The sequence below is a fragment of the Amycolatopsis sp. NPDC049868 genome (assembly GCF_044461365.1).
In the GTDB taxonomy this organism is placed as follows: Bacteria; Actinomycetota; Actinomycetes; order Mycobacteriales; family Pseudonocardiaceae; genus Amycolatopsis.
The window spans coordinates 118,217-141,475 of record NZ_JBITKV010000016.1; the positions used below are offsets into that span (position 1 = coordinate 118,217).

The window sequence follows — 23,259 nt, forward strand, 5'->3', positions numbered from 1 at the left end:
TCATCTCGGCGGTGTTCGGTGTCGGAGAGCGATCCGCCGAACGCCGAGGAGACCACCGATGTCCGTCAACCGCCGGGATCTGTTGCGAGGCGCCGCCACCGCCGGTGCGCTGGGGCTGGCCTGGCCGTTGAGTTCGCGGATGACGGTCGCGCAGGCCGAGGAGGCCGCCGTCGCCTTGGGCGCGACCTGGGACGAGGCGCCGTTCACGCTCGGCGTCGCGTCCGGCGACCCGGTCCCGTACGGCGTCGCCCTCTGGACCAGGCTCGCGCCGAAGCCGATGGAGTTCGAGCAGCCGCTGGACGACACCGTCGAGGTCGGCTGGGAGGTGGCCACCGATCGCGGGTTCCGCCGCCGCGTGGCACGCGGGACGACGGCGGCCACCGCAGGGCTCGGACACAGCGTGCACGTCCCGGTGTCCGGGCTGGAGCCTGGCTCGCAGTACTACTACCGCTTCCACGCGCTCGGCAAGGTCAGCCGGGTCGGCCGCACCCGCACCGCGCCGGTCGGGCCGGTCCGGCGGGTGCGGTTCGCCTCGGCGAACTGCCAGGCGTTCCACGACGGGTTCTACGCGGCACACGCCGGGATCGCCCGGGAGGAGCTGGATTTCGTCGTCCACCTCGGCGACTACGTCTACGAGCACGGTCAGGTCGGCGGCAACCCGCTGCGTGACCACGAAGGTCCTGAGGTGCTGACCCTGCCGGCGTACCGGCGGCGGCACGCGCTCTACAAATCCGACCCGTCGTTGCGGGACGCCCACGCGGCCCACCCCTGGTTCATCACCTGGGACGATCACGAGGTCGTCAACGACTACAGCGGCACCACCCCGTCGTTGCGGGCGCGGCGCTCGGCGGCGTATCAGGCCTGGTTCGAGCATATGCCGGTGCGCCCGGATCACCCCTCGACGCCGAGGATCCACCGGCAGCGCCACTGGGGCGATCTCCTCGATCTGTCCATTTTGGACCTTCGGCAGTACCGGTCGGCGCAGAACCTGCCCGACGGCACGATCCTCGGCGCGGACCAGAAGGCATGGCTCAAGGACCAGGTGACCGGTGCGGGCGAGGCTTGGCACTGCTGGGTGAACTCGATCATGCTGAGCCAGCTGGCGAAACCCGACGGCGGCTACATGTTCACCGACCAGTGGGACGGCTTCCTCGCCGAACGCAAGGAGGTGCTGACCCACGTGGCGCAGAGCGGCCTCGAAGACCTCGTGGTGATCACCGGCGACTGGCATTCCGCGTTCGTCGACGACATCCGCGCGGACTTCGCGGATCCGGCCACCCCGGTGATCGGCACGGAGTTCACCGCGCATTCGATCTCCTCCGGCGCCTACTCCCCCGAGTGGAACGCCACGAACGGACCGAAGATGGGCGCGGCGAACCCGCACCTCAAGTACTTCGAAGGCGACCGGTACGGCTACGACGTCTACGAGGTCACCCCGCGCCGCTGGAGCACGCACATGCGGGTGATCGGCGACCGGCGCGACCCGCGTTCCCCGGTGAGCACCCTGACGACGTTCCACGTCGACCGCGGCAGGCCCGGATCCTATGAGGACCGGTCCACCAGCACGTCTCCGGCACAGTACCGGCGCCGCTAGGCCAAAAGGGGCGCCGGGAACTCAGAAGAGGGGCGGGCGACGCTCTTTCGGAGCAGTGCGGTTCACCGCACGCGTTCTCGTTTCACCTGCCCGATGAATTCACGACAATTCTTCCGTGCGGCTAATCTGGACTTTCCACTGGGAACCAGACGCGGGAGAAACAATGAAGAAGAAAATCGCCGCTTTAGTCATGGCCGCCTTTTCGGCGGCCGGTTTCCTCGCCGCCTCGCCGGCCGCCGCGGCGACCGAAGGCCAGTTCCCGCCTTACGCATGCGACAGCAATCGCTACGGAATCCTCTTCGGTGAGGGCATTTCGATGACCTGCTTCTCGCTGCCGAGGCACTCGGAAACCTATCGGGTGGTCGCCCACTGCGCGTCCGGATCTTCCTTTTGGTACACCGTCGGACATTGGGTACCGCTCGGTTTCGGCCCCTCGACGGCGGAATGTCACGGCGCGTTGCTTTCGGGCGCCTACGTGGCCGGATATCACGTAGACGACTTCTAATATCCGAATGAGACGATGTCGATCTTGACGGCGCCTTTCAGCGTCCGCTCCCGGCTGGTCCCCACCGGCCCACTTCCGCGGTGAGCCACCGGTGCAGGGAAAAGGCCAGTTCGACCGGCGCGTCGTACTGGATCAGATGCCCGGCATCGGGAATGACGTCGAGGAGGGCACCGGGAATCGCGTCGGCGAGCTGCTCCGCGCGGTCCACCGGGATCCAGGTGTCGTCCGCTCCCCAGATCACCTTCACCGGCAAGGCGAGCTCCGGATAGCGGTCCTGGATCTCGTCGGTGTACCGGACGTCCGCCTCCGCGATCTGCCGATAGAAGGCGCGTTGTCCCGCCTCGTCCAGCCAAGGCCCGGTCAGCGTGGCCAGTTGCGCGCCGGTGAGACCCCGATGGGAGGCCGTCCCGATGTAGGACTCGAGCGCGCCCTTGTGCACCATCGGAGGCTGAGCCTGGAAGACCTCGGCGTTCTCGGCGACGAGCCGGAAGAACTCCGAACCCCAAGGGCGCAGCGCGACGACGTCCACCAGCGCGAGCGAGGCGTACTCCGCACCGTGCAGCAGCTTCGCGCGCAGCGAAACGGCCCCGCCGTAGTCGTGGGCGATCACGTGCGGGGCGGTCAGCCCCCAATACGTGAGCAGGTCGGCGAAAAGCTCGCCCTGCGTGCCGAGATCGACGGCGTGGCCGGAATCCTTCGACGAACTGCCGTATCCGGGCATGTCCCAGACGTGGACGGCGAACTCCTCGCTGAGCGCTCGCGCGAAAGGCGCCCACAGTTGCGCCGACCACGGTGTCCCGTGGCACAGCACCACCGGGGCGCCTTCGCCGAGGCGCTCCCACGCCACCGAACGGCCACGCCACTCGAACGTCCGCGACAACTCCAGCTCACCGAAACCCATGATCGCGATCGTAGTTGCGCCGCCCCGCTCAGTCGGGCAATTGCAGTTCCGTATGCCGTTTGGACAGCATCTCCGCCAGTTCCCGGAGTTTGACGTTCATGTTCTGCGACGTATGCCGCAGCACCTCGAACGCCTCCGCGGCGTCGATCCCTCGCCGCGCCATCAGGATGCCCTTGGCCTGCCCGATCGCGTCCCTGCTGTCCAGCGCCTGCTGGAGCTGCTCCTCCTGGAGCTGACCGCGCGTGACCGCGTGCGTCGTCGCCAAAGCCAGCGATGCGTGCGTCGCCAGAAGAAGCAGCACGTCGCGGTCGGCCCTGGCGATGCCGTGCGGGCGGCGCGAGTAGACGTTCAACGCGCCGGAAAGCTGCGAACTCGACGCCTCCGGCAGCAAGGCCGTCGAGACCAGCGAGTGGAACCCGAGCGCCGCGGCGGCAGGGCCGAAGCGCGGCCAACGAGCGTCTTCAGCGAGGTTGTCACTGAAGGCCGCCGCCGGCCCGGAAACCCGGGCCGCTTCGACACAGGCACCCTCGCCGTACTGATATTGCAGCTGATCCAGTTCGCCGGCGATCTCGTCGGTGCCCACCGGCGTGTGGAATCCCCCGTCGGGATCGAGGAGGGTGACGCTGACCAGATCCGCACCCGGCACCAGATCACGCGTCGCGAAGACCACTCGTTCGAGTACCGCCGCGATCGAACCGGAATCCAGCAACGCCCTGGTCAGGGACACGAACTGGTTGACCAGTGGCCCGGCGAGGAGCCGGGCGCCGTTTTCAGAGGTCACCGGCAGTTCGCCGTCGCCGACATCCTCGACGAATCGGTTCTTGTCCCGCTGCCAGTCGATTTCATCGTCCAAAGCCCGCCTCTCCCACTGCTGCACATCGGCGTGATGCACCACGGGAGCCACCGGCGGGAACCGGCGCCGAGCGCGCACCATCAACCGCCGCAACCAACCCGGTTACCGGCGGATCGGCGCTAACTTCTCAACGCTCAGAACCGCTTTCGGAAGCCGACTTTAGCCGAATGCGATCACCCCGCCTACCGCGACCCACGTTCGGCCCCTCTCGGTCATGTTTCATCCGGCGTCCTCGTTGGTATCCGGGCGCCGTGTCGCCGAGAACCCCGGGGGTGGTCACTGTGTCCTCGATCCAGGCCGAGGAGCAGCGACGGATCATCGCGGCCTGCTTCGCGCGCACCGGTCTCACGGTGGAGCAGCTGTGGCTGAGGTACTTCGCGCTCGGCGGTGACGTCAGCGACGTCGAACTGGAGGCGTTCCTGCAGGGACTGCTCCCCCTGCCCAGAATCCAGCGGGACATGGTGGCCCACGCGGTCAACGAACGCCTCGACGAGATCTCCGGCGTACGCCGGGCACCGTACAGCCGCGACACCAGCGAGGACATCCGGCCTCGCGGCCCCCTAGCCGCGCTAGTGGGCCTGCTCGACGGCGCCCACCGGGTCGCCCCGGAGCGGCTGCCCGAGGTCATCGCCGCCGCCGGGCGCGCGCTGGACCTACGGATCGCCGTCTATCTCGCCGACTACGACCAGCACCGGCTCATCCCGTTTCCCGATCAGCCGCCCGGCCGGGTCCCGCTGGCCATCGAAAGCAGCACCGCCGGGCGGGCGTACCGGCACGCGGGCACCATGCTGGCCGAAGACCCCGCCGGGCCGCGGTTGTGGACGACGCTGCTGGACGGCGACGAGCGCATGGGCGTGCTCGAGGTCGAAGCCGGTGCGGAGACCGACCTCAACGACCCCGCGCTGCGCACGCAGTGCCACTGGCTCGCGTCGCTGTCCGGCCACCTCATCGCCGCCGCGATGCGCTACGGCGACGGCCTCGACATGACGCGCCGCCGTCGACGCCGCGGCCCCACCGCCGAGCTGCTCTGGCAGCACCTGCCCCCGTTGACGGCGGCGACGCGCGACGTCGTGGTGGCAGGCGGCGTCGAGCCCGCCTACGACGTTCGCGGCGTCACTTTCGACTACGCCCTTTCCGAAACGACGGCGTGGCTGGCGATCTTCGACGCGGGCCGGGACACCGAGTCCGCGGGCCTGATGGTGGCGGCGGCACTCGCGGCTTACCGGTCGGCCCGCCGCGAGGGCAAAGGCCTGCACGGCCAGGAGAGCGCTGTCGACAAAGCGCTTTCGGCGCAGTTCGGTGCCGGTGCGAAAGTCCGTGGCACCCTCGCCGAAGTGGATCTCGCCCGCGGGGACCTGCGCCATCTCGAAGCGGGCGGCGAAGCGCCGCTCGTGCTCGGCAGCGGCCCTGGACCGACCACAGTGGACAGTACGCGGCGATCGCCGTTCGGCGCCGGGACACCCGGCCGGGTCTCGGCCGCCCGCCTCCGGCCCGGAGATCTCCTCGTCCTGCACACCGAAGGCCTCGCGGAAGCGCGATCCGCCGACGGCGCGCGGTTCTCATTCGGGGGATGCCTGGACGCCAACGCCAAGCACGTACCACCCGAAGTCGCCCGTCGCGTGCTGCAGGCGGCGAAGTCCCACTGCCACAACAAGTTCGCCGGCGATGCCGGATTGCTGCTCGCCCACTGGCCAGGAACGCCGTAAAGCGGCTCAGCCGCCGAAATCGACGTCTTCGGTCATCACCGTCCCTCCCTTCCGGCCGGGCGCGGCGTGAAACCGCCAGTAACGGTTCGTGTGTGCGATGACCTGTTCCGGGGTGATTCCCCCGCCCGCCGACTTGTCCACGGTCGTGTGCGCGTCGCCGACCAGCGTCGCGTCGTACCCGCGGACGATGGCGCCGTGCAGCGTCGAACGGATGCAGACGTCGGTCTCGGCCCCGACGACCACGAGCCGTCCGACACCGCGTTCGGCCAGCACCTTCTCCAGATCGGTGTCCTCGAACGAGTCACCGTAGGACTTTTCGACGACCGGCTCGGCTTCCTCCCGGTCCAGCTCGCCGACGATCCGCCATTCCTCGCTCCCTCGCACCAGCTCGTCGTCGGAATGCTGCACCCACACGACCGGGACGCCTTCCCGCCGTGCCCTGCCGACGAGACCGCCGATCTTCGCGACCACGGCGTCGCGCTCGTATCCGTCGTCGACGACGGCGTTCTGGACGTCGACGACGAGGAGCGCCGTGTTCGGCCGGTTGGCGAGAGTGGTCATGACAGGTATCCCTCCAGGTCGGACTCCTGAGGCGGACCCTAGCCCGGACCACCGACAAGAACCGGCGATCAAGCCCCCGGAACGGCCAGGGCCTTCGCGTTGCGCTGGACATCGGACCACGCGCCGTCACGGCACAATCCGCAGGACGGGCCGAAGAACTCCGCGCGGGCCCGCTCGTCGCCGGAAAGCCAGAACCGGAACCACGCCGTGATCGCGCCGCGGAACCCGCCTCCGTCGCCGACGGGCGTGAAGTGGGTCGCCCCGCCGAGTTCGCCGTAGATCGCGGGGATCTGGTCCGCGAGGCGGTATCGCGGGACGACCAGCAGCCCGGGGATGACGATGGTGTCGAACTGGCCGCCGAGGAAGAACGAAGGGCCCTTCAGCGCCGTGACGGAGCCCAGCGGTCCCGGCTCGATCGGGATCGTGGTGGTGATTCGGGAGTCGGCACCGGCGGCGATCGCTCCGCCCCCGCCCTGGGAATGGCCGGTGGCGCCGATATGCGCGGTGTCGATCTTCCCTTCGTAGCGACTGCCGGGACGGGAGTTCTCGGCGATCAAGGTCGTGGCTCCGGCCAGCATCTCCTGCCCTGAACCGGCGTTCGGTGTGTCGGCGGCCGCGACGACGAACCCGTGGGAGGCCAGATGCCGCAGCAGGCCGTCATAGATCTTCGGGTTCGCACCGGTCCCGTTACCCCACAGGATCACCGGATGCCTCTCCAGCCGCGAAGGCCGGTACACGGTGTGGGCGCTGTCGAGGGCCTCGACGGTCACCGCGTAGGGGCCTGGTTCGCTCCACCGGGTGTCGATGCCGGTCGCGGCCGTCGCGGCGGGCGCGAGGCCGACGGTCGCGAGCGCGACCATCCCGGCGATCAGTGTCCGTGCACGAAGTCTCCCCATGATGGTCACCGTCCCGTTCCGCCAGGGCCCCGTTGCCCACGGCGTTCCTTCTCAGGGTGTCGGTACGGTCACCGTACGTCCATGGGGCCGATCACAAGATCGGGCGAAGGAGTCTTGTGATCGGCCCCAAAGCCAGGGTCAGCCGACGAGCTGCCACAGATAGCTCGGGCTCTTCACCGGTGCGACGGCGTTCTTCTTCCAGAGGTACTTCACCTTGCAGGGCGGGACGATCCGGTACTTCTGCACGGTGAAGGAGCGGCCTTCCTTGTACTGCTGCAGCCGCAAGGTCTTCCCCGCGGGCACGGTCGCGGCGTAGGACCAGGAGTCGGCCTTCGAGTAGCTCGCGCCGACGCTCACCGCCAGCGAGACGCTCGCCTTCGCGAAGATGACGCCCGCCTCCGCGCTGGTCGTGCCGGTGATGGAGGCGTTGACCGAGGACGTCGTCGTCTTGTTGTAGGTGATCGTGCCCGGCCCGCGCAGGTAGTCGCTGCGCAGATTCGTCTTCATCCAGGCCTTGGCACCGTTCGAGATCTTGTAGTCGGGCGGATCGTTGACCTCGGGACAGGGCTGGATCGCGAGCGACGAGGCCCCCGCCCCGAGTGCCGCGGGCGCCACGCACAGCGCGCAACCGAGAAGAACAGAAGCGGCCACCGACCGGAAACGCATCGCGAACCTCCCGTTGTCGATCATTGTCGAACGGTAGTACGGCTCCCGGTGACGGCGTGGAAATCCAACCTGTTCGAGTTACGCCCGACTGTCCACAGTGGCCTTCACCCGAACGTCGAAAGCCCGTCCAGCAACCTGTCGACGTCGTCGGTACTGGTGTACGGTGCCAGCCCGACCCGGAGCGCCGGATCCTCCAGTTTCAAGGCCGCGAAGACTTCGTAGGCGTAGAAGGATCCCGCCGGGGCGACGACGTTCCTTTCGGCGAGACGCCGTTGCGCCTCACGCTCGCGGCCGCCGAGGCTCATCAGGACGGTCGGGGTCCGGTCCGCCGCCTTGCAGTGGACGGTGACGGCGTCGCCCAGTCCTTTCTCCAGCCTGGTGCGCAACGCGCTTTCCTGCTCGCGCAACGAGTTCATCGAGTTCGCGAGCCGTTCTCGTCGCGACCGGCCCGCACCGGGATCCAGCGCGGCGAGGAAGTCCACCGCCGCCGTCGCGCCCGCGAGTATCTCGTAGGGCAGCGTGCCGAACTCGAAGCGCTCGGGAACGGTGTCGGGCGACGGCATGAGCTTGTCCGGCTCGACGGTTTCGAGCAGGGCGGGCGACGCGCCGAGCACCCCGCAGTGCGGGCCGAGGAATTTGTACGGCGAGCAGACGAAGAAATCCGCTCCGAGCGCGGGCACGTCCACCGGTTCGTGGGCGGCGTAGTGCACTCCGTCCACGAACACCAGCGCCCCGGCGTCGTGGGCGAGATCGGCGATCCGGCGGATCGGCGGCTTGGTGCCGAGGACGTTCGAGGCCGCCGTGACCGCGACCAGCCTCGTCCGTTCGGTGAGGACGAGGGAATCGAGGTCGAGTTCCGTGGTTTCGGGGTCGATGTCGAGCCATCGGACGGTCATCCCGGCTCGTCCGGCGGCCTGGACCCACGGCCGGACGTTGGCGTCGTGATCGAGACGGCTGACGACGATCTCGTCACCCTCACGCCAGCTTTTGGCCAGGTGCCGGGAAAAGTCGTACGTCAGCTGGGTGGCGCTACGGCCGTGGACGACGCCTTCGGCCGGCACGCCGAGGAAGTCGGCGAAGGCGGCACGGAAGCCCGAGACGGCGTTCTCCGCGTTGAGTTCGGACGGGCTGACCCCGCCCCGGTTCGACAACGGACGGGTCAGCGTCCCGGCGATGGCGTCGGCGACGGGCCGGGGTGTCTGGGTGCCCGCGGGCCCGTCGAAGAAGGCGGTTCCGTCGGCGAGGGAGGGGAAATGGAGCCGGAGAGCGGCGACGTCGATGGCCATGTCCCCGACTCTGACATCCGGCGAGGAACGCGTAAACGCTTCGTGGCCGGAACTTGCTCCGGCCACGAAGCGTCTTAGGCTCAGTACAACGTCAAGCGGTACGCGCCGGACTGCGCGGTGCCGGCGAACAGATACCGGCCGTCCGCGCTGACCGCCAGCGAGAGCACCCTGGGATCGGGCAGTGCGCCGGGCACGGGTGACCAGGTGCGGCCGAAGTCCGTGCTGCGCAGCACGCCGCCCCCGGTCGCGTTGCTCGCGAACCACACCCGGAAGTCGAACGGATGCGGCAGGATCCGGCCGATCTCCTGGGGAGCTTCGCCGTCGTGAACCCGGCGGAACGTCCGGCCGCCGTCCTCGCTCAGGTGGATGCCCGCGCCGCCGATGAGCACGCGCCCGCCACCCCATCGGCTGACCGAGATCGAACTGACCGGTTCGCTCGTGACGTGGGTCCAGGTCTTGCCGCCGTCGTCCGACCGGGACAGGCCGTTGGAGTCGCCGCCCCAGACGCGGTTCGGGTTCCACGGATCACCGGCGAACGTGATGAAGCCGTTGTCGGTCGCGAGCTTTTCCCAGGTCTTCCCGGCGTCGTCGCTGCGGTAGAGCACGTAGCCACTGGGCGCGAAGGCCGAGACGAGCAGCCGGTCCGGGTCGGCCGGATGAGCGAAGATCGTCCTGGGGAGGCCTTCCTTCGCCTTCGCCGCGAATTCCCAGGTCCGCCCGCCGTCACCGCTGCGGAGCACGTCGAGCGCGAACCCGTTCCGGGTGACCTGCCAGACGACGTCCGGACGGCCCGGCGAGACGGACAGACGAGCGTCCTCGTGCAGCCGGTCGGTCGGGTGCGACTGCCAGACCCGGTCCGTCGCGGCCACCTTGCCGCGCGGGAGCGGAGTGTTGTAGATCTCCTGCACGCCCGCCGCGACGACGCTCTCGCGCAGGAGGTTGCCGGTGGTCACGAGGTCGCGGATGGATTCGCCGGGGACCCCGATCTGCTGGTAGCCCCGCTTGCCCTCGTCCGCGTACACGCCTCGGTAGAGCGAGGAGATCAGCGTGGTGGCGGGTTTGCCCGGTCCGGAGGGGAGGTCGATCATGTCGCTGACGCCTTCGCCCGGCGCGGGGACCGGTTTGCGGGACCAGGTGCGGCCGAAGTCCGCGCTGACGTCTATGTCGTTATACGTCGACACGTACAGACGCCCGCCGACGAAGCGCGGTTCGCGCAGGGTCTGCTCGCCGGGATCGCGGCGCAGCACCGTCCAGGTCTTGCCGCCGTCGGTGGAGCCGTGCAGTTCGGGGCCGACCGTGACCACGAATCGCTTGCCGTCCGAAGCGACCTGGTTGATCTCGCCGTTGGCCCGGTAGACCAGTTCGGCCCGCGGTTCCTTGCCACTGACCCCGCGGACCGCCCACAGCGCGTACTCCGGGTGGACCGTCGCGAAGTAGGCGTCGTCGCCGGCCATCGTGAGTTTGAGCGCGCCGACCGGTGCGGCGTTCCCCTCGCGCGGCCAGGTCCTCGGCACGTCGTTCCAGTGGTCACCACCGTCGGTGCTGACGCTCAGCGAATCGAGGTTCTGCACCACGATCACCCGGCCCGTCGGGTCCGTGGCCATGCCGAACGCGCCGTCGGGGTACCACTCGCGCAGGGTCTCCCACGTCTGGCCGCGGTCGGTGGTCCGCACCAGCATGCCGCGCCATTCGCCGAGGATGCCCGCAGGTTTGTTGCCCACCGCGAGCATCCGGTCCGGGTTCGCCGGATCGACGAAGAATCCCTGGATGGCGGTGTCTTGCGGCAGTTCGCGGCGCACGGTCCACGAGGCGCCGCGGTCGCCGGAGAGCCACAGGGCGGGCGGACCGGGCTGCATCATCGCCAGCCCGGCGGGCGAAACGGCGAGCAGCCCGCCGATGCTGTTCGGGCCGACCGGTTCCCAGCCGCCGCGCGGCATCCCGGTCGCGTTGACGTCCGTGGGCGGTGACTGGGGTTCGGCGGTGGCCACCGACGTCGCCCCGGTGGTGCCGAGAACCGTCAGCAGCCCGAGAACGAACATGCGTTTGGTGATCGATCTCAGTTTCATGCGGGAGATCTTGGCGCAAGATCCGGAAAAGGGATAGAGGATTCGTCGGATCTTTGCCGGGCGATAACCCCTTGCCACGCCAGTGATCCCTTGTCAAGGGCTTGACAACTGCAGGACTCATCCGATCACTAGCGAACGACGATCGCGATCAGCGCGGCGGCGAGCAGGGCGAGGTACGCGATCGCGTGCGCGCGGTCCGGGATCCGGCCGACCACCCGGCGCGTCACGGCGATGGTCGGCAGCGACCCGCACAGCAGCGCGCCCGCGGCCACCAGGTCGACGTAGCCGAGGTGAGCGGAGCCCGAAGCCGTGCCCGTCGCCGCGAAGGCGTAGACGGCCGTGCCGATCACCGCCACGGGCAGGCTCAGCGGGTTCGCCAGCGCGGTCGCGTCGGCCATCGGCAGTCCCTTGCGCCGCATGAGCGGCACGGTGAGAACGCTGCCCCCGACCCCGAGGAAGCTCGCCACGGCGCCGATCCCGGTCCCGCCCGCGGTGGTGGTGATCCCGCCGAGAGCACGCGGCCTGTCGTCGTCCCGCCTGCTCACGAAACCCTTCCGGACCACGCTGTCGGCGATGGTCAGCGCGAGGTAGGCGACGAAGAGCCAGCGCAGGACGCTCTCGTCGGCCACGGTGGCGGCGAAGGATCCGAGCACGGCGCCCAAGCCGATGAAGGCGATGAGCGGCCACAGATAGTCGCGGCGGAGCCGCCCTGTCCGCAGCTGGGCGAGGGTCGCGCTCCCGGCATTCACCACCATCACCGCGGTCGACGTGGCCACCGCCACGTGCATGGCGCCCAGCGCGTGTCCCGGATCGGCGAGCGCGAAGGCGTAGACGACGGGCACGGTGATGAATCCGCCGCCGAATCCGAAAAGGACAGTGGTGACGCCGCTCAGGCAACCGAACCCGAGGAGCACCGAGATCTCGATCAGCACTCCTTCGACGGTAGGCTTCGCCCGCGCGGCGGGCATTCGAAAGCCCGCCAGTTTCTTTCGCCGATCGGACACCCGGCGTAGCCTTGGTGAGATGCGTGACATCCCCATCGACGAGGTCGACCACCTCGACCGCGCGGTGGTGGCGATCCGCACCGATTACCCACCGGGGCACCGGATCCTGCCGCACCGGCACCGGCGGGCACAGTTCCTCTACAGCGCGACCGGATCGATGCGGGTCGAAACGGCCGACGGCACGTGGACCATCCCGACCCGGCGCGCGGTGCTCGTCCCGCCGGAGACCGTCCATCAGGTCTTCACGACGACCGTGAGCACCAGGAGCCTGTACATCGAGCCGAAGGCGGTGCCGTGGTTCCCGCGCCGCTGCCAGGTCGTCGAAGTGTCCGCGCTGCTCCGTGAACTTCTGAACGAGGCCGTCGGCGTGCCGGATCTGTACACCTCCCGAGGAAGGGATGCCGCGGTCATCGGCCTGGCCCTGCACGAGATCCGGCGGTCCGCCCCGGTCCGGCTCGACCTCCCGCTGCCGAAGCACGAACGGCTGCGCGCCCTGTGCGAGTCCTTTTTGGACGCTCCGGACATCCACGATCCGGCGAGCGCCTGGGCGAAGCGGCTGCATGTGAGCGAGCGGACGCTGAACCGGCTCTTCACCGCGGAAACCGGGATGGGTTTCGCTCGCTGGCGGCAGCGGGCCTGCGTCCTGCATTCCCTGTCACTGCTGTCGGACGGCCTGCCCATCGCCGCGATCGCCGCCTCGATCGGCTACGAGAGCCCCGCCGCGTTCTCGACGATGTTCACCCGTCTTCTCGGCACCGCGCCGCGAGACTACAAGGACGCCTAAGCGGGCAGCCAGTCGTCGGTGTTGCGATACCTGCCAAGCCCGACGGCGTCGAACTCGTCGAAGTAGTCGCCCTTGAGCACGCCCAAACGCCGAAGCGCCTGGGAGATCGGACTGCCGTCGGCCGGGCGGGGATCGTCTTCGCCGACGTGCAGCGGGCCGAGGACGGTCTCGCCGCGTTCCCACACCTGCGCGGATTGCGTCCCGGCGCCGCCGAAGTACTCGGCTTCGACGTACGCCACGGCTCCATGCTCGGAGCATTCGGCGAGCGGCCCGATGTCGAACCGCGCCTCGGTCACCGGCATCAGCGAGAGGTTCTGTCCGAGCGGCACGAGCCTTGCGCCTTCGAGTGAATCGAGCAGACGGCTCCGCGCGGACTCGGTGACGATGACGGCTTGCAGGCGATACACGCCCGCATCCTGCCACTTCGCCGTCCTGGGACGAATTTTCCGCCGGTGATGTCGATCGGCGCCGAATCCGTTCGTAGCCAGGGTGAGACGACAAGGAGCGTGCCCACCATGGCTGAAGAGAATGTAAGTGCCACCCTGACCGTCGATGTGCCCCCCCCACCAGGGTTTTCGCGGTGCTGGCGGACCCGGCGACCCATGTCGCGATCGACGGGACCGGCTGGGTCCGGGAACCCGCCGACCGGGCGCGGCTGACCGAGATCGGGCAGTTGTTCCGGATGGACATGTATCACGCCAGTCACCCGGACGGCGACTACCGCGTGGTCAACAAGGTCGAGGTACTCGACCCACCACGCTCCATCGGCTGGCTGACGGGAACCGAACAGGCCGACGGCCGGGTGGAGTTCGGCGGCTGGATGTGGCGCTACGACCTGGCACCACTCGGCTCGTCCGGGACCGAGGTCACGCTCAGCTACGACTGGTCGGCCGTGCCTCAGGACATCCGCGAATACATCCGGTTCCCGCCTTTCGGCCCCGAACACCTCACCAACTCGCTGCACCACCTGGCAGAACTCACCGAAGGAGCAGCATGACCGCGACCTACACGTTCGACGTCTTTTCCAGCCTCGACGGTTACGGCTCCCACACCGGCGATTGGGGCGGCTACTGGGGCAAGCAAGGCCCTGAATTCCTCGAACACCGACTCGCCCTGTACTCCGAGGAGCAGCGGATGGTCTTCGGAGCCACCACGTTCCGGGCGAACATGGAGATGCTCAACGCGGAGATCCCGGACATCGAGGTGCTGGACCCGTGGGTCTCCCGGCTGAAGCACCTGCCGGCGACAGTGGTCTCGACAACGCTGCGAGAGCCGATCGACTGGCCGGACGCGACCATCGTGAGCGGGGACGCGGTCGACGTCGTCACCCGGCTCAAACAAGTGTCCGAGGTACCGCTGCGCTCGCACGGCAGCCTGGCGATGAACCGGGCGCTGATGGCCGCCGGCCTGGTGGATCGCGTCCAGGTGACGGTCTTCCCGGTGATCACGGGAAGGACCGGGGCAGCCTCGATCTTCCAGGGTGCGGCCGACTTCGACCTCGAACTGCTCGAGAGCCGGACGTTCGACGGACGGATCCAGGAGCTCGTCTACCGGCCCGCTCCGCACGAATCGAGCTGACAATCCACAAAGGACGGTCGCGTCGATCCGGTCTACGCGGTGATCGACGCGGCCGTCGTCCCGAGCCAGGGCGCCAGCACGGCTTCGAGGTCGGCGTCCGACAACGCGTACGGCCCGCCGTGGAACTCGTGCCACCGCGAAGCGTCCCGCGCCGCCATGTACTCCACCTCGAACGCCCGCATCAGGACGTACATGAAGGTCACCGAGCTGAACCGCTCACCGAGCAACGTCCTGGCCTCGCGCGCGACACCGGTCGCGCCATGGCCGAGCACGTCCGCGAGCTTCAGCTCCTCCGCAGCCGGATCCAACAGGCTGGGGGCATACATCACGACAAAATCTCCATCACTGAAAGGAAACTCAGTTCTCGGCGGCGAGCTGACCGCACGCCGCCGCGATCTCCTGGCCACGCGTGTCACGCACCGTGCACGCCACTCCGCCCGCGTTCACCAGCCGGACGAACTCCCGCTCCACCGGCTTCGGCGAGGCGTCCCACTTGCTTCCCGGCGTCGGGTTCAGCGGGATCACGTTCACGTGCACCAGCTGGCCCAGGTGCTGGCGAAGCCGCTTCGCCAGCAGCTCGGCACGCCAAGGCTGATCGTTGACGTCCCGGATCAGCGCGTACTCGATCGACACGCGGCGACCGGAAGTGTCCGCGTAGTACCGGGCCGCGGACAGGACCTCGTCCACCGACCAGCGCTCGTTCACCGGCACCAGCGTGTCCCGCAGTTCGTCGTCCGGCGTGTGCAGCGAAACCGCCAGGCGCACCTGCATCTTCTCGTCCGCCAGCTTCCGGATCGCCGGCGCGAGACCCACCGTCGACACGGTCACCGAACGCTGACCGATACCGAGCCCGTCCGGCGAGGGATCGGTGATCCGCCGGACCGCCGCCACCACCCGCTTGTAGTTCGCGAGCGGCTCGCCCATGCCCATGAAGACGATGTTCGAGAGACGGCCGGGGCCGCCGGGCATCTGACCGTCGCGCATCACGGCGGCGGCGGAGCGGACCTGGTCGACGATCTCCGCGGTCGACAGGTTCCGGTCGAGGCCGCCCTGGCCGGTCGCACAGAAGGGGCACGCCATGCCGCAGCCCGCCTGGCTCGAAATGCACAGGGTCGCGCGGTCCGGATAGCGCATCAGCACGCTCTCCAGCAGCGTCCCGTCGTGCGCGCGCCACAAGGTCTTGCGCGTGGTCCCGTCGTCGCAGGCGAGCGCCTTGATCTCGGTGAGCAGCGTCGGCATCAGATCGTCGACGAGCTTCTCCCGTGACGCCGCCGGGATGTCGGTCATCTCCTCCGGGTTCACCGTGAGCCGCGAGAAGTAGTGGTTCGAGAGCTGTTTCGCGCGGAACGGCTTCTCACCCAGCTCGGCGACGGCCGCGGCCCGCTCGGCGGCGGTGAGATCGGCGAGGTGGCGCGGCGGGAGGCCGCGCTTGGGCGCGTCGAAGACGAGAGGGAGGGCAGTCATAGCCCACCCAGTCTCCCATGTCCACCTTCGGCGCACCCGAGCCGCCCCGGAGCACTGTTCCCTGGATCACGGCACCACAAGCCACTGAGAGCCAACTCACACGAAAGAGGTTGTCGGGCGACCGTTTCCGATATATCGTGAATGGGTCGGAACATTACGAAGAGAGGATTCACATCATGCGACGACGACCTTTCCCTCCAGAACACGGCCGGCCCGCCTTCGGACCTTGGGCTCGCGGCGGCTTCGGCGACTTCCCCCCGGGGCCGGGCGGACCGGGCCACCGGCACCGGCACGGCCGTCGCGGCGGCCCCGGCGGGCGGCGCGGCAAACGCGGTGACGTCCGCGCCGCGATCCTGGCGCTGCTTTCCGAGCAGCCGAGGCACGGCTACGAGATCATCCGCGAGATCGGCGAACGCAGCGGCGGCTTCTGGAAGCCGAGCCCGGGCTCGGTCTACCCGACCCTGCAGATGCTGGCCGACGAAGGCCTGGTGATCAGCAAGGACGAGAACGGCAAGAAGCTGTTCGAGCTCACCGAATCCGGCCGTACCGCGGCCGAGCAGCAGGACGCGGTCCCGCCGTGGGAGCAGATCGCCCACGACGTCGACCCGGTCGAGGTGAACCTGCGCAAGGCGGGCGCGACACTGGCCGCGGCGGTCGCGCAGGTCATGCACGCCGGCAGTGAAAGCCAGCAGGCCCGCACCGTCGACGTGCTCAACGAGGCACGCCGGACGATCTACGGCATCCTCGGCGAGGCCGAGGACACGACTCCGGACGAGGACACGGAGTGATCCGGCACGACGAGGCCGGTGGGCTTGACGCGCGTATGCACGCGATAGCCCACCGGCAGCGTCACCTGCTTCTCCCCGGCGCCTGACGAAACCTCGTTGAGGCGCCGGACCTCCGCGATCGCCTTCGCCGCGACCGGAGCGCTGAACTCGATCTTCAGCACCGCTTCCATCGCGGCGGCGTCTTCGAACAGCCACCGCGTCATCACCTTGCGGCAGTCGAATCCCTGACGGGCGAAGAACTTCTCGACCCCGGGCGGGTCGTAGTGCGGAAGATCCAGGCGCATCCAGCGGCCGTAGGGCTCACTCGTCACATCGAGATCCACGATCATCATCAGCCCACCCGGGCGCAGCACCCGCTCCGCTTCGCGAAGACCGGGTTCACAACCGGGGCCGAAGAAGTACGCGGTGCGGGCGTGGACGACGTCGAAAGCCGCGTCCGGCAGGGGAAGGCGCTGCGCACGCCCGTGCCGCACCTCGACGTTCGCCAGCCGCTCCACCCGGTTCCGCGCGTCACGGACGAGCGGCTCATGGGGTTCGACGCCGACCACCGACCGCGCCGTCGCGGCGAACCTCGGCAGGTGGAAACCGTCACCACAGCCGATGTCGAGGACGTCCGCCCCGGACCAATCGCGAGCCCCGGCGAGCACCTGCCAGATCTCGTCGTCGACGTCCTGCGCGCGGTTCTCGACCTCGTAGGCCTTTTGGTAATACCAGATGTTCGGACTCGGCAGCACTTCCTCGCCGCCACGGCGGGAGGAGGAGAGGGCTCGGGGAAACCAGCGCACGGAAGCTCCAACGCAGGGACACCGGGCCGGGTTCCGGGGTATCCGGGTCGAAATCTTTAACGGAAACAATGCGGTCAGCGACTAGACTTTACTCCCACCGGTAAGGGAGAACCGCATGTCGCTCGGCTCGGCCGCCCACACTTCCGTCATACCTTCGGGAATCCCGTGCTGGATCGAGCTCGCGTGCAGAGACGAAGCGGCCGCACAAGCCTTCTACAGCGGGCTTTTCGACTGGGAGTTCACCGTTCAGCGTGATCCGGCGACGCCGACCGGCCGGTACTCGATCGCGACCTTGAACGACGTTCCGGCAGCCGGCCTCTACCGAGCGGGCGCGGAGGGACCGTCCGGCTGGAACGTCCACATCTCGGTGCACCAGGCGGCCGCCGCCGCCGAATGGGTGGACAGTCTCGGTGGCCGGGTCACGCTCGGACCGATGGCGATCCCCCATCGCGGCAACATCCTCCACGCCATCGACGCTTGCGGCGCGCACGTCGTCTTCTGGGAGCCGCCCGCCACTTGGGAATTCGCGACAGGGGTGCCGAATACCTTCAGCGGCGCGGACCTCAACACCCACGACGGCGCGGCGGCGGATCACTTCTACTGCCGCCTCTTCAACTACACCAGCCATCAGATCGGCGACGGCGCGTCGCTCGACTACGCCGAATGGCTCATCGAGCACGAACCGGTGCTGTACCGGTACGTGATGGGTTCGGAATACCGGCCGGACACTCCCCCGCACTGGATGGTCTACCTCGCCCTCGACCCGGCTCGTGGCGCGGACGCCGCGGCCGGACAGGCCTTGATGCTCGGCGGCGCCGTCGTGGTCCAGCCCTACGACACCCCGTACGGCCGGATGGCGATCCTCGCCGACCCGGACGGTTCGGTCTTCGCCGTGATCGACCACTCCCGGGCCGTCGAAGGCTGGGGCACCGCCGAAGTCGACGATCCTTACGACGACTGAGCCGAAGAGCCGGGACGACGCCGTCGTCCCGGCTCTTTCGTCAGAGGCCGGCCCAGAAACCGCAGTCGTGCACGGCCTCGAGGTCGACCGGGCCGATCACGCCAGGCGCCAGCGACTGCGTCCGCGGCGACGGACGCCACTTCGGCAGTTCCCCGCCGTTCGGATCACCAGTGCGCGCGAACGCGGTCCAATACCGAATCATTTGGGCCGCGAGTTCTCGCTGGGCGGGTGTCAATTCAGCCGGAAGCTCGGTAAAATCAGACAAATAAGCCAATTCGGCGGCATGGGAAGCGCCGAGACGCATTCCCGGAGGAGCGGGGAAAAGCGGCGGAGCGGCCCGATCGGCGAACTCGTAACCGAAGGTCCGCGTGCGCTGACGCAGCAACCGCTCGGTCCCCGCCTGCGGGCAACCCCAGATCCGATCGGTCATCGCGTCCGCGAACGCCATCGCCGGGCCGCCGTGCTTCGCCGACGGATACCGGGCCGCGACGAGCGGCGCCTTCTCGCCGAACGCGGTCCGCAGCAGTTCCCGGTAATGCTCCTCGGTGAACGGATGCCCGGGGAACAAGGCGACGAAGAGCCTCGCCTCGTCCCTGGTGACCCCGGTCAGCACCGGCACACGGGCGAAGTGACCCGCCTTCAGCGCGTCGGCCGGATGCTCCGGCAACAGGCCGGTGCCGAACGCGGGTGTCGAGAACGGCTGGTTCACCAGGTCCTTGACCGGAAGCCGCCGGAGACAGCCGACATCGGCGCAGCCGAGCTTCTTCGTCGCGTCGGCACCCATCGCCTCGACGTCCGCGCGGGGCAGATACGGCGAACCCGCTGGGACGCCGGGGAAGAACCCACCGTCGGGCCAGGTCAGCGTGCACGGACCGCTCTGGATGATGGCGCGGTGGAACAGCCCCGCCGCCGACGGCGAGGTCAGCTGGGCGCAGGTGCTCATCGCACCGGCGGATTCACCGAACAGCGTGACATTCCGCGGATCTCCCCCGAAAGCATGCGCGTTGCGCTGCACCCAGCGAAGCGCGGCCTGCTGGTCTTGAAGGCCGAAGACGCCGGAGTCGCGCCCTAACTCCGGATGCCCGAAGAAGCCGAACACACCCAGCCGGTAGTTCACGGTCACCACCACGACGTCCCCACCGAGGGCCATGCGCTTGAAGTCGTAGTCGCTGCCCGCCCCGGAGATGAAGCTGCCACCATGAACCCAGACCAGCACCGGACGCGGCTTGCGCGCCGGCTTGGCCGGGCTGATCACGTTGAGATACAGGCAATCCTCGGCGTCACTCGGCGCGGAACCGAGTCCCGCGCCCTGCGCGCATCGAGGCCCCGGTCTGCTCGCGTCCCGCACGGCGGACCACGGCTCGGGTCTCCGTGGCGGCGTCCAGCGCAGGTCGCCGACCGGGGGCGCGGCGAACGGAATGCCTTGAAAACTCCGGTATCCGTCGGCGCTCACACCACGCACGAGACCGGAATCCGTGCGGACGACCGGGCTTTGGCCCGCCTCCGCCACGGTCGTCGTCAGGGCGCCGAGCGTCACCACGCTCAGTGCCATGGCCAGAAGTCGCTTACTCATCCGTCGAGTTCGCATATTCCCGACCTTGGCCCGGCGCGCCGGGCTTGTCACACAGGTTCGGCTAAACGGGGACGAACGCCGAGAGCAGCAACCAGGAGACGACGGCCGAAGGAAGCAAGGAGTCGAGCCGGTCCATCAAGCCACCGTGCCCCGGCAGCATGTTCCCCATGTCCTTGACCCCGAGGTCGCGTTTGATCAGCGACTCGACGAGATCGCCCAGTGTCGCCGTGCAGACGATCGCCGCCCCGAAGAGCACACCCTGCCAGGCGTGGCCGTCGATCAGGAGGCTCAGCGTCAGCGCGCCGGCGACCACCCCGGCCACGAGGGAACCGGCGAAACCTTCCCAGGTCTTCTTCGGGCTGATGGTGGGCGCCATCGGGTGTTTGCCACCCAGCACACCGGCGATGTAGCCACCGGTGTCCGAGGCGACGACACCGATCATGAACGCCAGCACCCGGCCGACACCGTCCTCCGGCGGGACGAGCATGGCGGCGAAAGCACCGAAAAGCGGGATGTACGCGGCGGCGAAGACCGACGCGCTGATGTCGCGCAGATACCCGTCCGCGCCGCCGGGCAACCGCCACAGCAGGCAGACGAGCACCGTCAGCACGAACGCCGTCAACGCGCCTTCGCGGCCGTACGGCCACGCGAGCCAGATCATCGCCTGACCGCCGACGAGCACCGGGACCAGCGCGATCCGGATGCCTGCCGCTCGCTTCAGTGCCCCGGCCAGCTCGATCGTGCCGACCGCGATGGCGATGGCGATGATGCCGATGAACAGAAAGCGCACGGTGAGCAGGGACGTGATGATCGCCGCGCCCAGCAGCAGCCCGACCCCGATCGCGGCGGGCAGGTTACGGCCGGCGCGGGAAACCTTCTGCACCGGTTCCGGCTTCTCCGCCGGAACCGGTTCCGGGACGTCCACCCGGTCCTCGCGTTCCTCGCTCACCTGGCTCATCAGACCTCGAGTAGCTCGGCTTCCTTGTGTTTCACCAGCTCGTCCACCTTGTGGGTGTAGGTGTCGGTGAGGTTCTGGAGTTCCTTCTCGGCGTGGACGACCTCGTCCTCGCCCGCCTCGCCGTCCTTCTTGATCCGGTCGAGTTCTTCCTTGGCCTTGCGGCGGACGCTGCGGATCGAGACGCGGGCGTCCTCGCCCTTGGACTTGGCGACCTTCACCATCTCCTTGCGGCGCTCTTCGGTGAGCTGCGGGATGACGATGCGGATCACGTTGCCGTCGTTGCTCGGGTTCACGCCGAGGTCGGACTCGCGGATCGCCTTCTCGATGGCGTTGAGCGAGGTCTGGTCGTAAGGCTTGATCAACGCCATCCGGGCTTCGGGGATGTTGACGCCCGCCAGCTGGTTCAGCGGGGTCGGCGCGCCGTAGTAATCGACGACAACGCGCGAGAACATCCCGGGGTGGGCCCGGCCGGTGCGTACCGACGACAGGTCCTCCTTGGCGACGGACACCGCTTTTTCCATCTTCTCCTCGGCGTCGAGGAGGGTCTCGTCGATCACGGCAACTCCCGTTGTTGTGTATGCGTACCGATTACGGAGATCAGAGCAGGACTACGCGGGCACCCCGTCGGCGGGGGTGTCGACCAGGGTGCCGATCCTTTCACCGCTGACCGCTCGGGCGATGTTCCCCTCGGTGAGCAGATTGAACACGATGATCGGCATGTTGTTGTCCATGCACAGGCTGAACGCGGTGGCGTCGGCGACCTTGAGGTCCCGTTCCAGCACCTCACGGTGGCTGATCTCGTGGAACATCTCGGCGGTCGGGTCGCTCTTCGGGTCCGCGGTGTAGACGCCGTCGACGGCCTTCGCCATCAAGACGGCCTCGCAGCCGAGTTCGAGCGCGCGCTGCGCGGCGGCCGTGTCGGTCGAGAAGTACGGCATGCCGACCCCGGCGCCGAAGATGACGACGCGGCCCTTCTCCAGGTGACGCTCGGCGCGGCGCGGGATGTACGGCTCGGCGACCTGCCCCATGGTGATGGCGGTCTGCACCCGGGTGGGCAGGCCCTCCTTCTCCAGGAAGTCCTGCAGTGCCAGGCAGTTCATGACGGTGCCGAGCATCGCCATGTAGTCCGCGCGGTCGCGGTCCATGCCGCGCTGCGACAGTTCCGCGCCGCGGAAGTAGTTGCCACCGCCGATCACGACGGCGATCTGGACACCCGTCCGCGCGACGTCGGCGATCTGCTGGGCGACCGAGTGCACCACATCGGGATCAACCCCGATGGAACCGCCGCCGAACATCTCGCCGCCCAGTTTCAGCAGCACCCGCCGGTATCCGCCTTCGACCCGGACACCCATGTCGCCCTCCTAATGCTCTGAAACCCGACTGTGCCCCGTCCCCGATGGACGGAGACGGGGCACAGTGGTGATTCTTGTGTTCCGCGCCTGGATCAGGCCTGGCCGACCTCGAACCGGGCGAACCGGCTCACGGCCACGCCGGCCTCGTCGAGCAGGGCCTTGACGGTCTTCTTGTTGTCCTTGACCGACGGCTGCTCGAGCAGGACGTTGTCCTTGTAGTAGGCGTTGACCTTGCCCTCGATGATCTTGGGCATGGCCTGCTCCGGCTTGCCCTCTTCACGGGCGGTCGCCTCGGCGACGCGGCGCTCGTTCTCGACGATCTCGGCCGGGACCTCGTCACGGGTGAGGTACTTCGCCTTGAGCGCGGCGACCTGCATGGCGGCGCCACGAGCGGCCTCGGCGGCGGCCTCGCCCTCACCGGTGTACTCGATGAGCACGCCGACGGCGGGCGGGAGGTCCGCACCGCGACGGTGCAGGTAAGTGGTGGTGGTGCCCTCGTAAGCGGCGACCCGGCGCAGCTCGAGCTTCTCACCGATGCGGGCGGCCAGCTCCTGGACCTGCTCCTCGACGGTCTTGCCGTCGAGCGAGGCGGCCTTCAGCTTCTCGACGTCGCTGGTCTTCTCGGCCTTCGCGACCTCGACGATCTTCGCGGCGAGGGCCTGGAAGTCCTCGTTCTTCGCGACGAAGTCGGTCTCGGAGTCGAGCTCGATCAGCACGCCGCCGTCACCGGCGACGAGGCCCTCGGCGGTGGCGCGCTCGGCGCGCTTGCCGACGTCCTTGGCGCCCTTGATGCGCAGGAACTCGACGGCCTTGTCGAAGTCGCCGTCGTTCTCCTCCAGCGCCTTCTTGCAGTTCATCATGCCGGAGCCGGTCAGCTCCCGGAGACGCTTCACGTCTGCGGCGGTGTAGTTCGCCATCGTGGGTGTGTCCGTCCTTTTTCAGGTACGAGAAAGTCTTTTGGGGAATTCACTCGTGGGG

The 23,259-nt window shown here is 68.5% G+C and carries 25 protein-coding genes; 8 read left to right on the forward strand and 17 right to left on the reverse strand.

The annotated features are described in order from the left end of the window. Window positions 1-58: 58 nt before the first annotated feature. Together ACIBTM_RS40710 and ACIBTM_RS40715 are read left to right on the forward strand one after the other, a co-directional pair. Window positions 59-1,594, forward strand: a complete 1,536-nt coding sequence (locus ACIBTM_RS40710; RefSeq protein WP_395882473.1) for an alkaline phosphatase D family protein — start codon at window positions 59-61, stop codon at window positions 1,592-1,594. A 115-nt stretch (window positions 1,595-1,709) separates the two neighbouring features. Then, complete coding sequence (locus ACIBTM_RS40715) at window positions 1,710-2,099, forward strand: hypothetical protein (RefSeq protein ID WP_395882474.1); 390 nt, start codon at window positions 1,710-1,712, stop codon at window positions 2,097-2,099. A gap of 37 nt (window positions 2,100-2,136) precedes the next feature. On the opposite strand, the gene ACIBTM_RS40720 is transcribed toward ACIBTM_RS40715, so the two are convergent. Then, window positions 2,137-3,000, reverse strand: a complete 864-nt coding sequence (locus tag ACIBTM_RS40720; RefSeq protein ID WP_395882475.1) for an alpha/beta fold hydrolase — start codon at window positions 2,998-3,000, stop codon at window positions 2,137-2,139. A gap of 28 nt (window positions 3,001-3,028) precedes the next feature. Next, a complete protein-coding gene (locus ACIBTM_RS40725) occupies window positions 3,029-3,853 on the reverse strand; it encodes a GAF and ANTAR domain-containing protein (RefSeq protein ID WP_378368567.1) in 825 nt (274 codons plus the stop codon). Between the two features lie 272 nt (window positions 3,854-4,125). Here ACIBTM_RS40725 and ACIBTM_RS40730 point away from each other — a divergent pair, with 272 nt between their 5' ends. After that, a complete protein-coding gene (locus ACIBTM_RS40730) occupies window positions 4,126-5,559 on the forward strand; it encodes a SpoIIE family protein phosphatase (RefSeq protein ID WP_395882542.1) in 1,434 nt (477 codons plus the stop codon). Between the two features lie 6 nt (window positions 5,560-5,565). On the opposite strand, the gene ACIBTM_RS40735 is transcribed toward ACIBTM_RS40730, so the two are convergent. From ACIBTM_RS40735 to ACIBTM_RS40760, 6 genes are all read right to left on the reverse strand, one after another. Then, window positions 5,566-6,120 (reverse strand): cysteine hydrolase family protein, encoded by a 555-nt coding sequence (locus tag ACIBTM_RS40735; RefSeq protein WP_395882476.1) that lies wholly within the window; start codon window positions 6,118-6,120, stop codon window positions 5,566-5,568. Between the two features lie 68 nt (window positions 6,121-6,188). Then, the gene (locus ACIBTM_RS40740; RefSeq protein WP_395882477.1) at window positions 6,189-7,016 is read right to left on the reverse strand and encodes an acetylxylan esterase; all 828 of its coding nucleotides are present in this window, start codon (window positions 7,014-7,016) and stop codon (window positions 6,189-6,191) included. Window positions 7,017-7,154: 138 nt separating this feature from the next. After that, the gene (locus ACIBTM_RS40745; RefSeq protein WP_395882478.1) at window positions 7,155-7,706 is read right to left on the reverse strand and encodes a hypothetical protein; all 552 of its coding nucleotides are present in this window, start codon (window positions 7,704-7,706) and stop codon (window positions 7,155-7,157) included. Window positions 7,707-7,786: 80 nt separating this feature from the next. Beyond that, a complete protein-coding gene (locus ACIBTM_RS40750) occupies window positions 7,787-8,968 on the reverse strand; it encodes a cysteine desulfurase-like protein (protein WP_395882479.1) in 1,182 nt (393 codons plus the stop codon). Between the two features lie 80 nt (window positions 8,969-9,048). Then, complete coding sequence (locus ACIBTM_RS40755; RefSeq protein WP_395882480.1) at window positions 9,049-11,034, reverse strand: peptidase S8/S53 subtilisin kexin sedolisin; 1,986 nt, start codon at window positions 11,032-11,034, stop codon at window positions 9,049-9,051. Between the two features lie 128 nt (window positions 11,035-11,162). Next, window positions 11,163-11,966: a sulfite exporter TauE/SafE family protein gene (locus ACIBTM_RS40760; RefSeq protein ID WP_395882481.1), complete on the reverse strand. Its 804-nt coding sequence runs from the start codon at window positions 11,964-11,966 to the stop codon at window positions 11,163-11,165. A 91-nt stretch (window positions 11,967-12,057) separates the two neighbouring features. Here ACIBTM_RS40760 and ACIBTM_RS40765 point away from each other — a divergent pair, with 91 nt between their 5' ends. After that, window positions 12,058-12,822, forward strand: coding sequence for an AraC family transcriptional regulator (locus tag ACIBTM_RS40765; protein WP_395882482.1), 765 nt, complete (start codon window positions 12,058-12,060; stop codon window positions 12,820-12,822). Here ACIBTM_RS40765 and ACIBTM_RS40770 read toward each other — a convergent pair. Then, window positions 12,819-13,229 (reverse strand): hypothetical protein, encoded by a 411-nt coding sequence (locus tag ACIBTM_RS40770; protein ID WP_395882483.1) that lies wholly within the window; start codon window positions 13,227-13,229, stop codon window positions 12,819-12,821. The genes ACIBTM_RS40765 and ACIBTM_RS40770 overlap by 4 nt on opposite strands. 173 nt (window positions 13,230-13,402) lie before the next feature. On the opposite strand from ACIBTM_RS40770, the gene ACIBTM_RS40775 reads away from it, so the two are divergent. Further along, window positions 13,403-13,819 (forward strand): polyketide cyclase, encoded by a 417-nt coding sequence (locus ACIBTM_RS40775; protein ID WP_395882484.1) that lies wholly within the window; start codon window positions 13,403-13,405, stop codon window positions 13,817-13,819. Next, on the forward strand, window positions 13,816-14,400 hold the full coding sequence (locus ACIBTM_RS40780) for a dihydrofolate reductase family protein (RefSeq protein WP_395882485.1): 585 nt from the start codon (window positions 13,816-13,818) through the stop codon (window positions 14,398-14,400). Before ACIBTM_RS40775 ends, ACIBTM_RS40780 begins: the two co-directional genes overlap by 4 nt. A 32-nt stretch (window positions 14,401-14,432) precedes the next feature. Here ACIBTM_RS40780 and ACIBTM_RS40785 read toward each other — a convergent pair whose 3' ends face one another. Then, window positions 14,433-14,726, reverse strand: a complete 294-nt coding sequence (locus ACIBTM_RS40785; RefSeq protein ID WP_395882486.1) for a hypothetical protein — start codon at window positions 14,724-14,726, stop codon at window positions 14,433-14,435. A 31-nt stretch (window positions 14,727-14,757) separates the two neighbouring features. Next, window positions 14,758-15,864, reverse strand: coding sequence for a 23S rRNA (adenine(2503)-C(2))-methyltransferase RlmN (rlmN, locus tag ACIBTM_RS40790; RefSeq protein WP_395882487.1), 1,107 nt, complete (start codon window positions 15,862-15,864; stop codon window positions 14,758-14,760). Between the two features lie 176 nt (window positions 15,865-16,040). Here rlmN and ACIBTM_RS40795 point away from each other — a divergent pair, with 176 nt between their 5' ends. Next, window positions 16,041-16,652 (forward strand): PadR family transcriptional regulator, encoded by a 612-nt coding sequence (locus tag ACIBTM_RS40795; RefSeq protein ID WP_395882488.1) that lies wholly within the window; start codon window positions 16,041-16,043, stop codon window positions 16,650-16,652. On the opposite strand, the gene ACIBTM_RS40800 is transcribed toward ACIBTM_RS40795, so the two are convergent. Continuing rightward, window positions 16,598-17,437: a class I SAM-dependent methyltransferase gene (locus tag ACIBTM_RS40800; protein ID WP_395882489.1), complete on the reverse strand. Its 840-nt coding sequence runs from the start codon at window positions 17,435-17,437 to the stop codon at window positions 16,598-16,600. The genes ACIBTM_RS40795 and ACIBTM_RS40800 overlap by 55 nt on opposite strands. Before the next feature lie 115 nt (window positions 17,438-17,552). Here ACIBTM_RS40800 and ACIBTM_RS40805 point away from each other — a divergent pair, with 115 nt between their 5' ends. Next, window positions 17,553-18,398: a VOC family protein gene (locus ACIBTM_RS40805; protein WP_395882490.1), complete on the forward strand. Its 846-nt coding sequence runs from the start codon at window positions 17,553-17,555 to the stop codon at window positions 18,396-18,398. A gap of 40 nt (window positions 18,399-18,438) precedes the next feature. On the opposite strand, the gene ACIBTM_RS40810 is transcribed toward ACIBTM_RS40805, so the two are convergent. The 5 genes from ACIBTM_RS40810 to tsf form a co-directional block, all read right to left on the reverse strand. Continuing rightward, the gene (locus tag ACIBTM_RS40810; RefSeq protein WP_395882543.1) at window positions 18,439-19,950 is read right to left on the reverse strand and encodes a carboxylesterase/lipase family protein; all 1,512 of its coding nucleotides are present in this window, start codon (window positions 19,948-19,950) and stop codon (window positions 18,439-18,441) included. Window positions 19,951-20,032: 82 nt separating this feature from the next. After that, window positions 20,033-20,929, reverse strand: a complete 897-nt coding sequence (locus tag ACIBTM_RS40815) for a phosphatidate cytidylyltransferase (RefSeq protein ID WP_395882491.1) — start codon at window positions 20,927-20,929, stop codon at window positions 20,033-20,035. After that, complete coding sequence (frr, locus tag ACIBTM_RS40820) at window positions 20,929-21,486, reverse strand: ribosome recycling factor (protein ID WP_038509892.1); 558 nt, start codon at window positions 21,484-21,486, stop codon at window positions 20,929-20,931. Before frr ends, ACIBTM_RS40815 begins: the two co-directional genes overlap by 1 nt. A 51-nt stretch (window positions 21,487-21,537) precedes the next feature. Continuing rightward, window positions 21,538-22,281: a UMP kinase gene (gene pyrH / locus ACIBTM_RS40825; RefSeq protein ID WP_005154669.1), complete on the reverse strand. Its 744-nt coding sequence runs from the start codon at window positions 22,279-22,281 to the stop codon at window positions 21,538-21,540. A gap of 92 nt (window positions 22,282-22,373) precedes the next feature. Then, on the reverse strand, window positions 22,374-23,198 hold the full coding sequence (gene tsf, locus ACIBTM_RS40830; RefSeq protein WP_395882492.1) for a translation elongation factor Ts: 825 nt from the start codon (window positions 23,196-23,198) through the stop codon (window positions 22,374-22,376). Between the last annotated feature and the right edge of the window lie 61 nt (window positions 23,199-23,259).

Coding starts and splice junctions, on each gene's coding strand:
- ACIBTM_RS40710 (WP_395882473.1), top strand. CDS start 59: ATGTCCGTCAACCGCCGGGATCTGTTGCGAGGCGCCGCCACCGCCGGT.
- ACIBTM_RS40720 (WP_395882475.1), bottom strand. CDS start 3,000: ATGGGTTTCGGTGAGCTGGAGTTGTCGCGGACGTTCGAGTGGCGTGGC.
- ACIBTM_RS40735 (WP_395882476.1), bottom strand. CDS start 6,120: ATGACCACTCTCGCCAACCGGCCGAACACGGCGCTCCTCGTCGTCGAC.
- ACIBTM_RS40740 (WP_395882477.1), bottom strand. CDS start 7,016: ATGGGGAGACTTCGTGCACGGACACTGATCGCCGGGATGGTCGCGCTC.
- ACIBTM_RS40745 (WP_395882478.1), bottom strand. CDS start 7,706: ATGATCGACAACGGGAGGTTCGCGATGCGTTTCCGGTCGGTGGCCGCT.
- ACIBTM_RS40750 (WP_395882479.1), bottom strand. CDS start 8,968: ATGGCCATCGACGTCGCCGCTCTCCGGCTCCATTTCCCCTCCCTCGCC.
- ACIBTM_RS40755 (WP_395882480.1), bottom strand. CDS start 11,034: ATGAAACTGAGATCGATCACCAAACGCATGTTCGTTCTCGGGCTGCTG.
- ACIBTM_RS40765 (WP_395882482.1), top strand. CDS start 12,058: ATGCGTGACATCCCCATCGACGAGGTCGACCACCTCGACCGCGCGGTG.
- ACIBTM_RS40780 (WP_395882485.1), top strand. CDS start 13,816: ATGACCGCGACCTACACGTTCGACGTCTTTTCCAGCCTCGACGGTTAC.
- ACIBTM_RS40785 (WP_395882486.1), bottom strand. CDS start 14,726: ATGTATGCCCCCAGCCTGTTGGATCCGGCTGCGGAGGAGCTGAAGCTC.
- rlmN (WP_395882487.1), bottom strand. CDS start 15,864: ATGACTGCCCTCCCTCTCGTCTTCGACGCGCCCAAGCGCGGCCTCCCG.
- ACIBTM_RS40795 (WP_395882488.1), top strand. CDS start 16,041: ATGCGACGACGACCTTTCCCTCCAGAACACGGCCGGCCCGCCTTCGGA.
- ACIBTM_RS40805 (WP_395882490.1), top strand. CDS start 17,553: ATGTCGCTCGGCTCGGCCGCCCACACTTCCGTCATACCTTCGGGAATC.
- ACIBTM_RS40810 (WP_395882543.1), bottom strand. CDS start 19,950: ATGGCACTGAGCGTGGTGACGCTCGGCGCCCTGACGACGACCGTGGCG.
- ACIBTM_RS40815 (WP_395882491.1), bottom strand. CDS start 20,929: ATGAGCCAGGTGAGCGAGGAACGCGAGGACCGGGTGGACGTCCCGGAA.
- pyrH (WP_005154669.1), bottom strand. CDS start 22,281: ATGGGTGTCCGGGTCGAAGGCGGATACCGGCGGGTGCTGCTGAAACTG.
- tsf (WP_395882492.1), bottom strand. CDS start 23,198: ATGGCGAACTACACCGCCGCAGACGTGAAGCGTCTCCGGGAGCTGACC.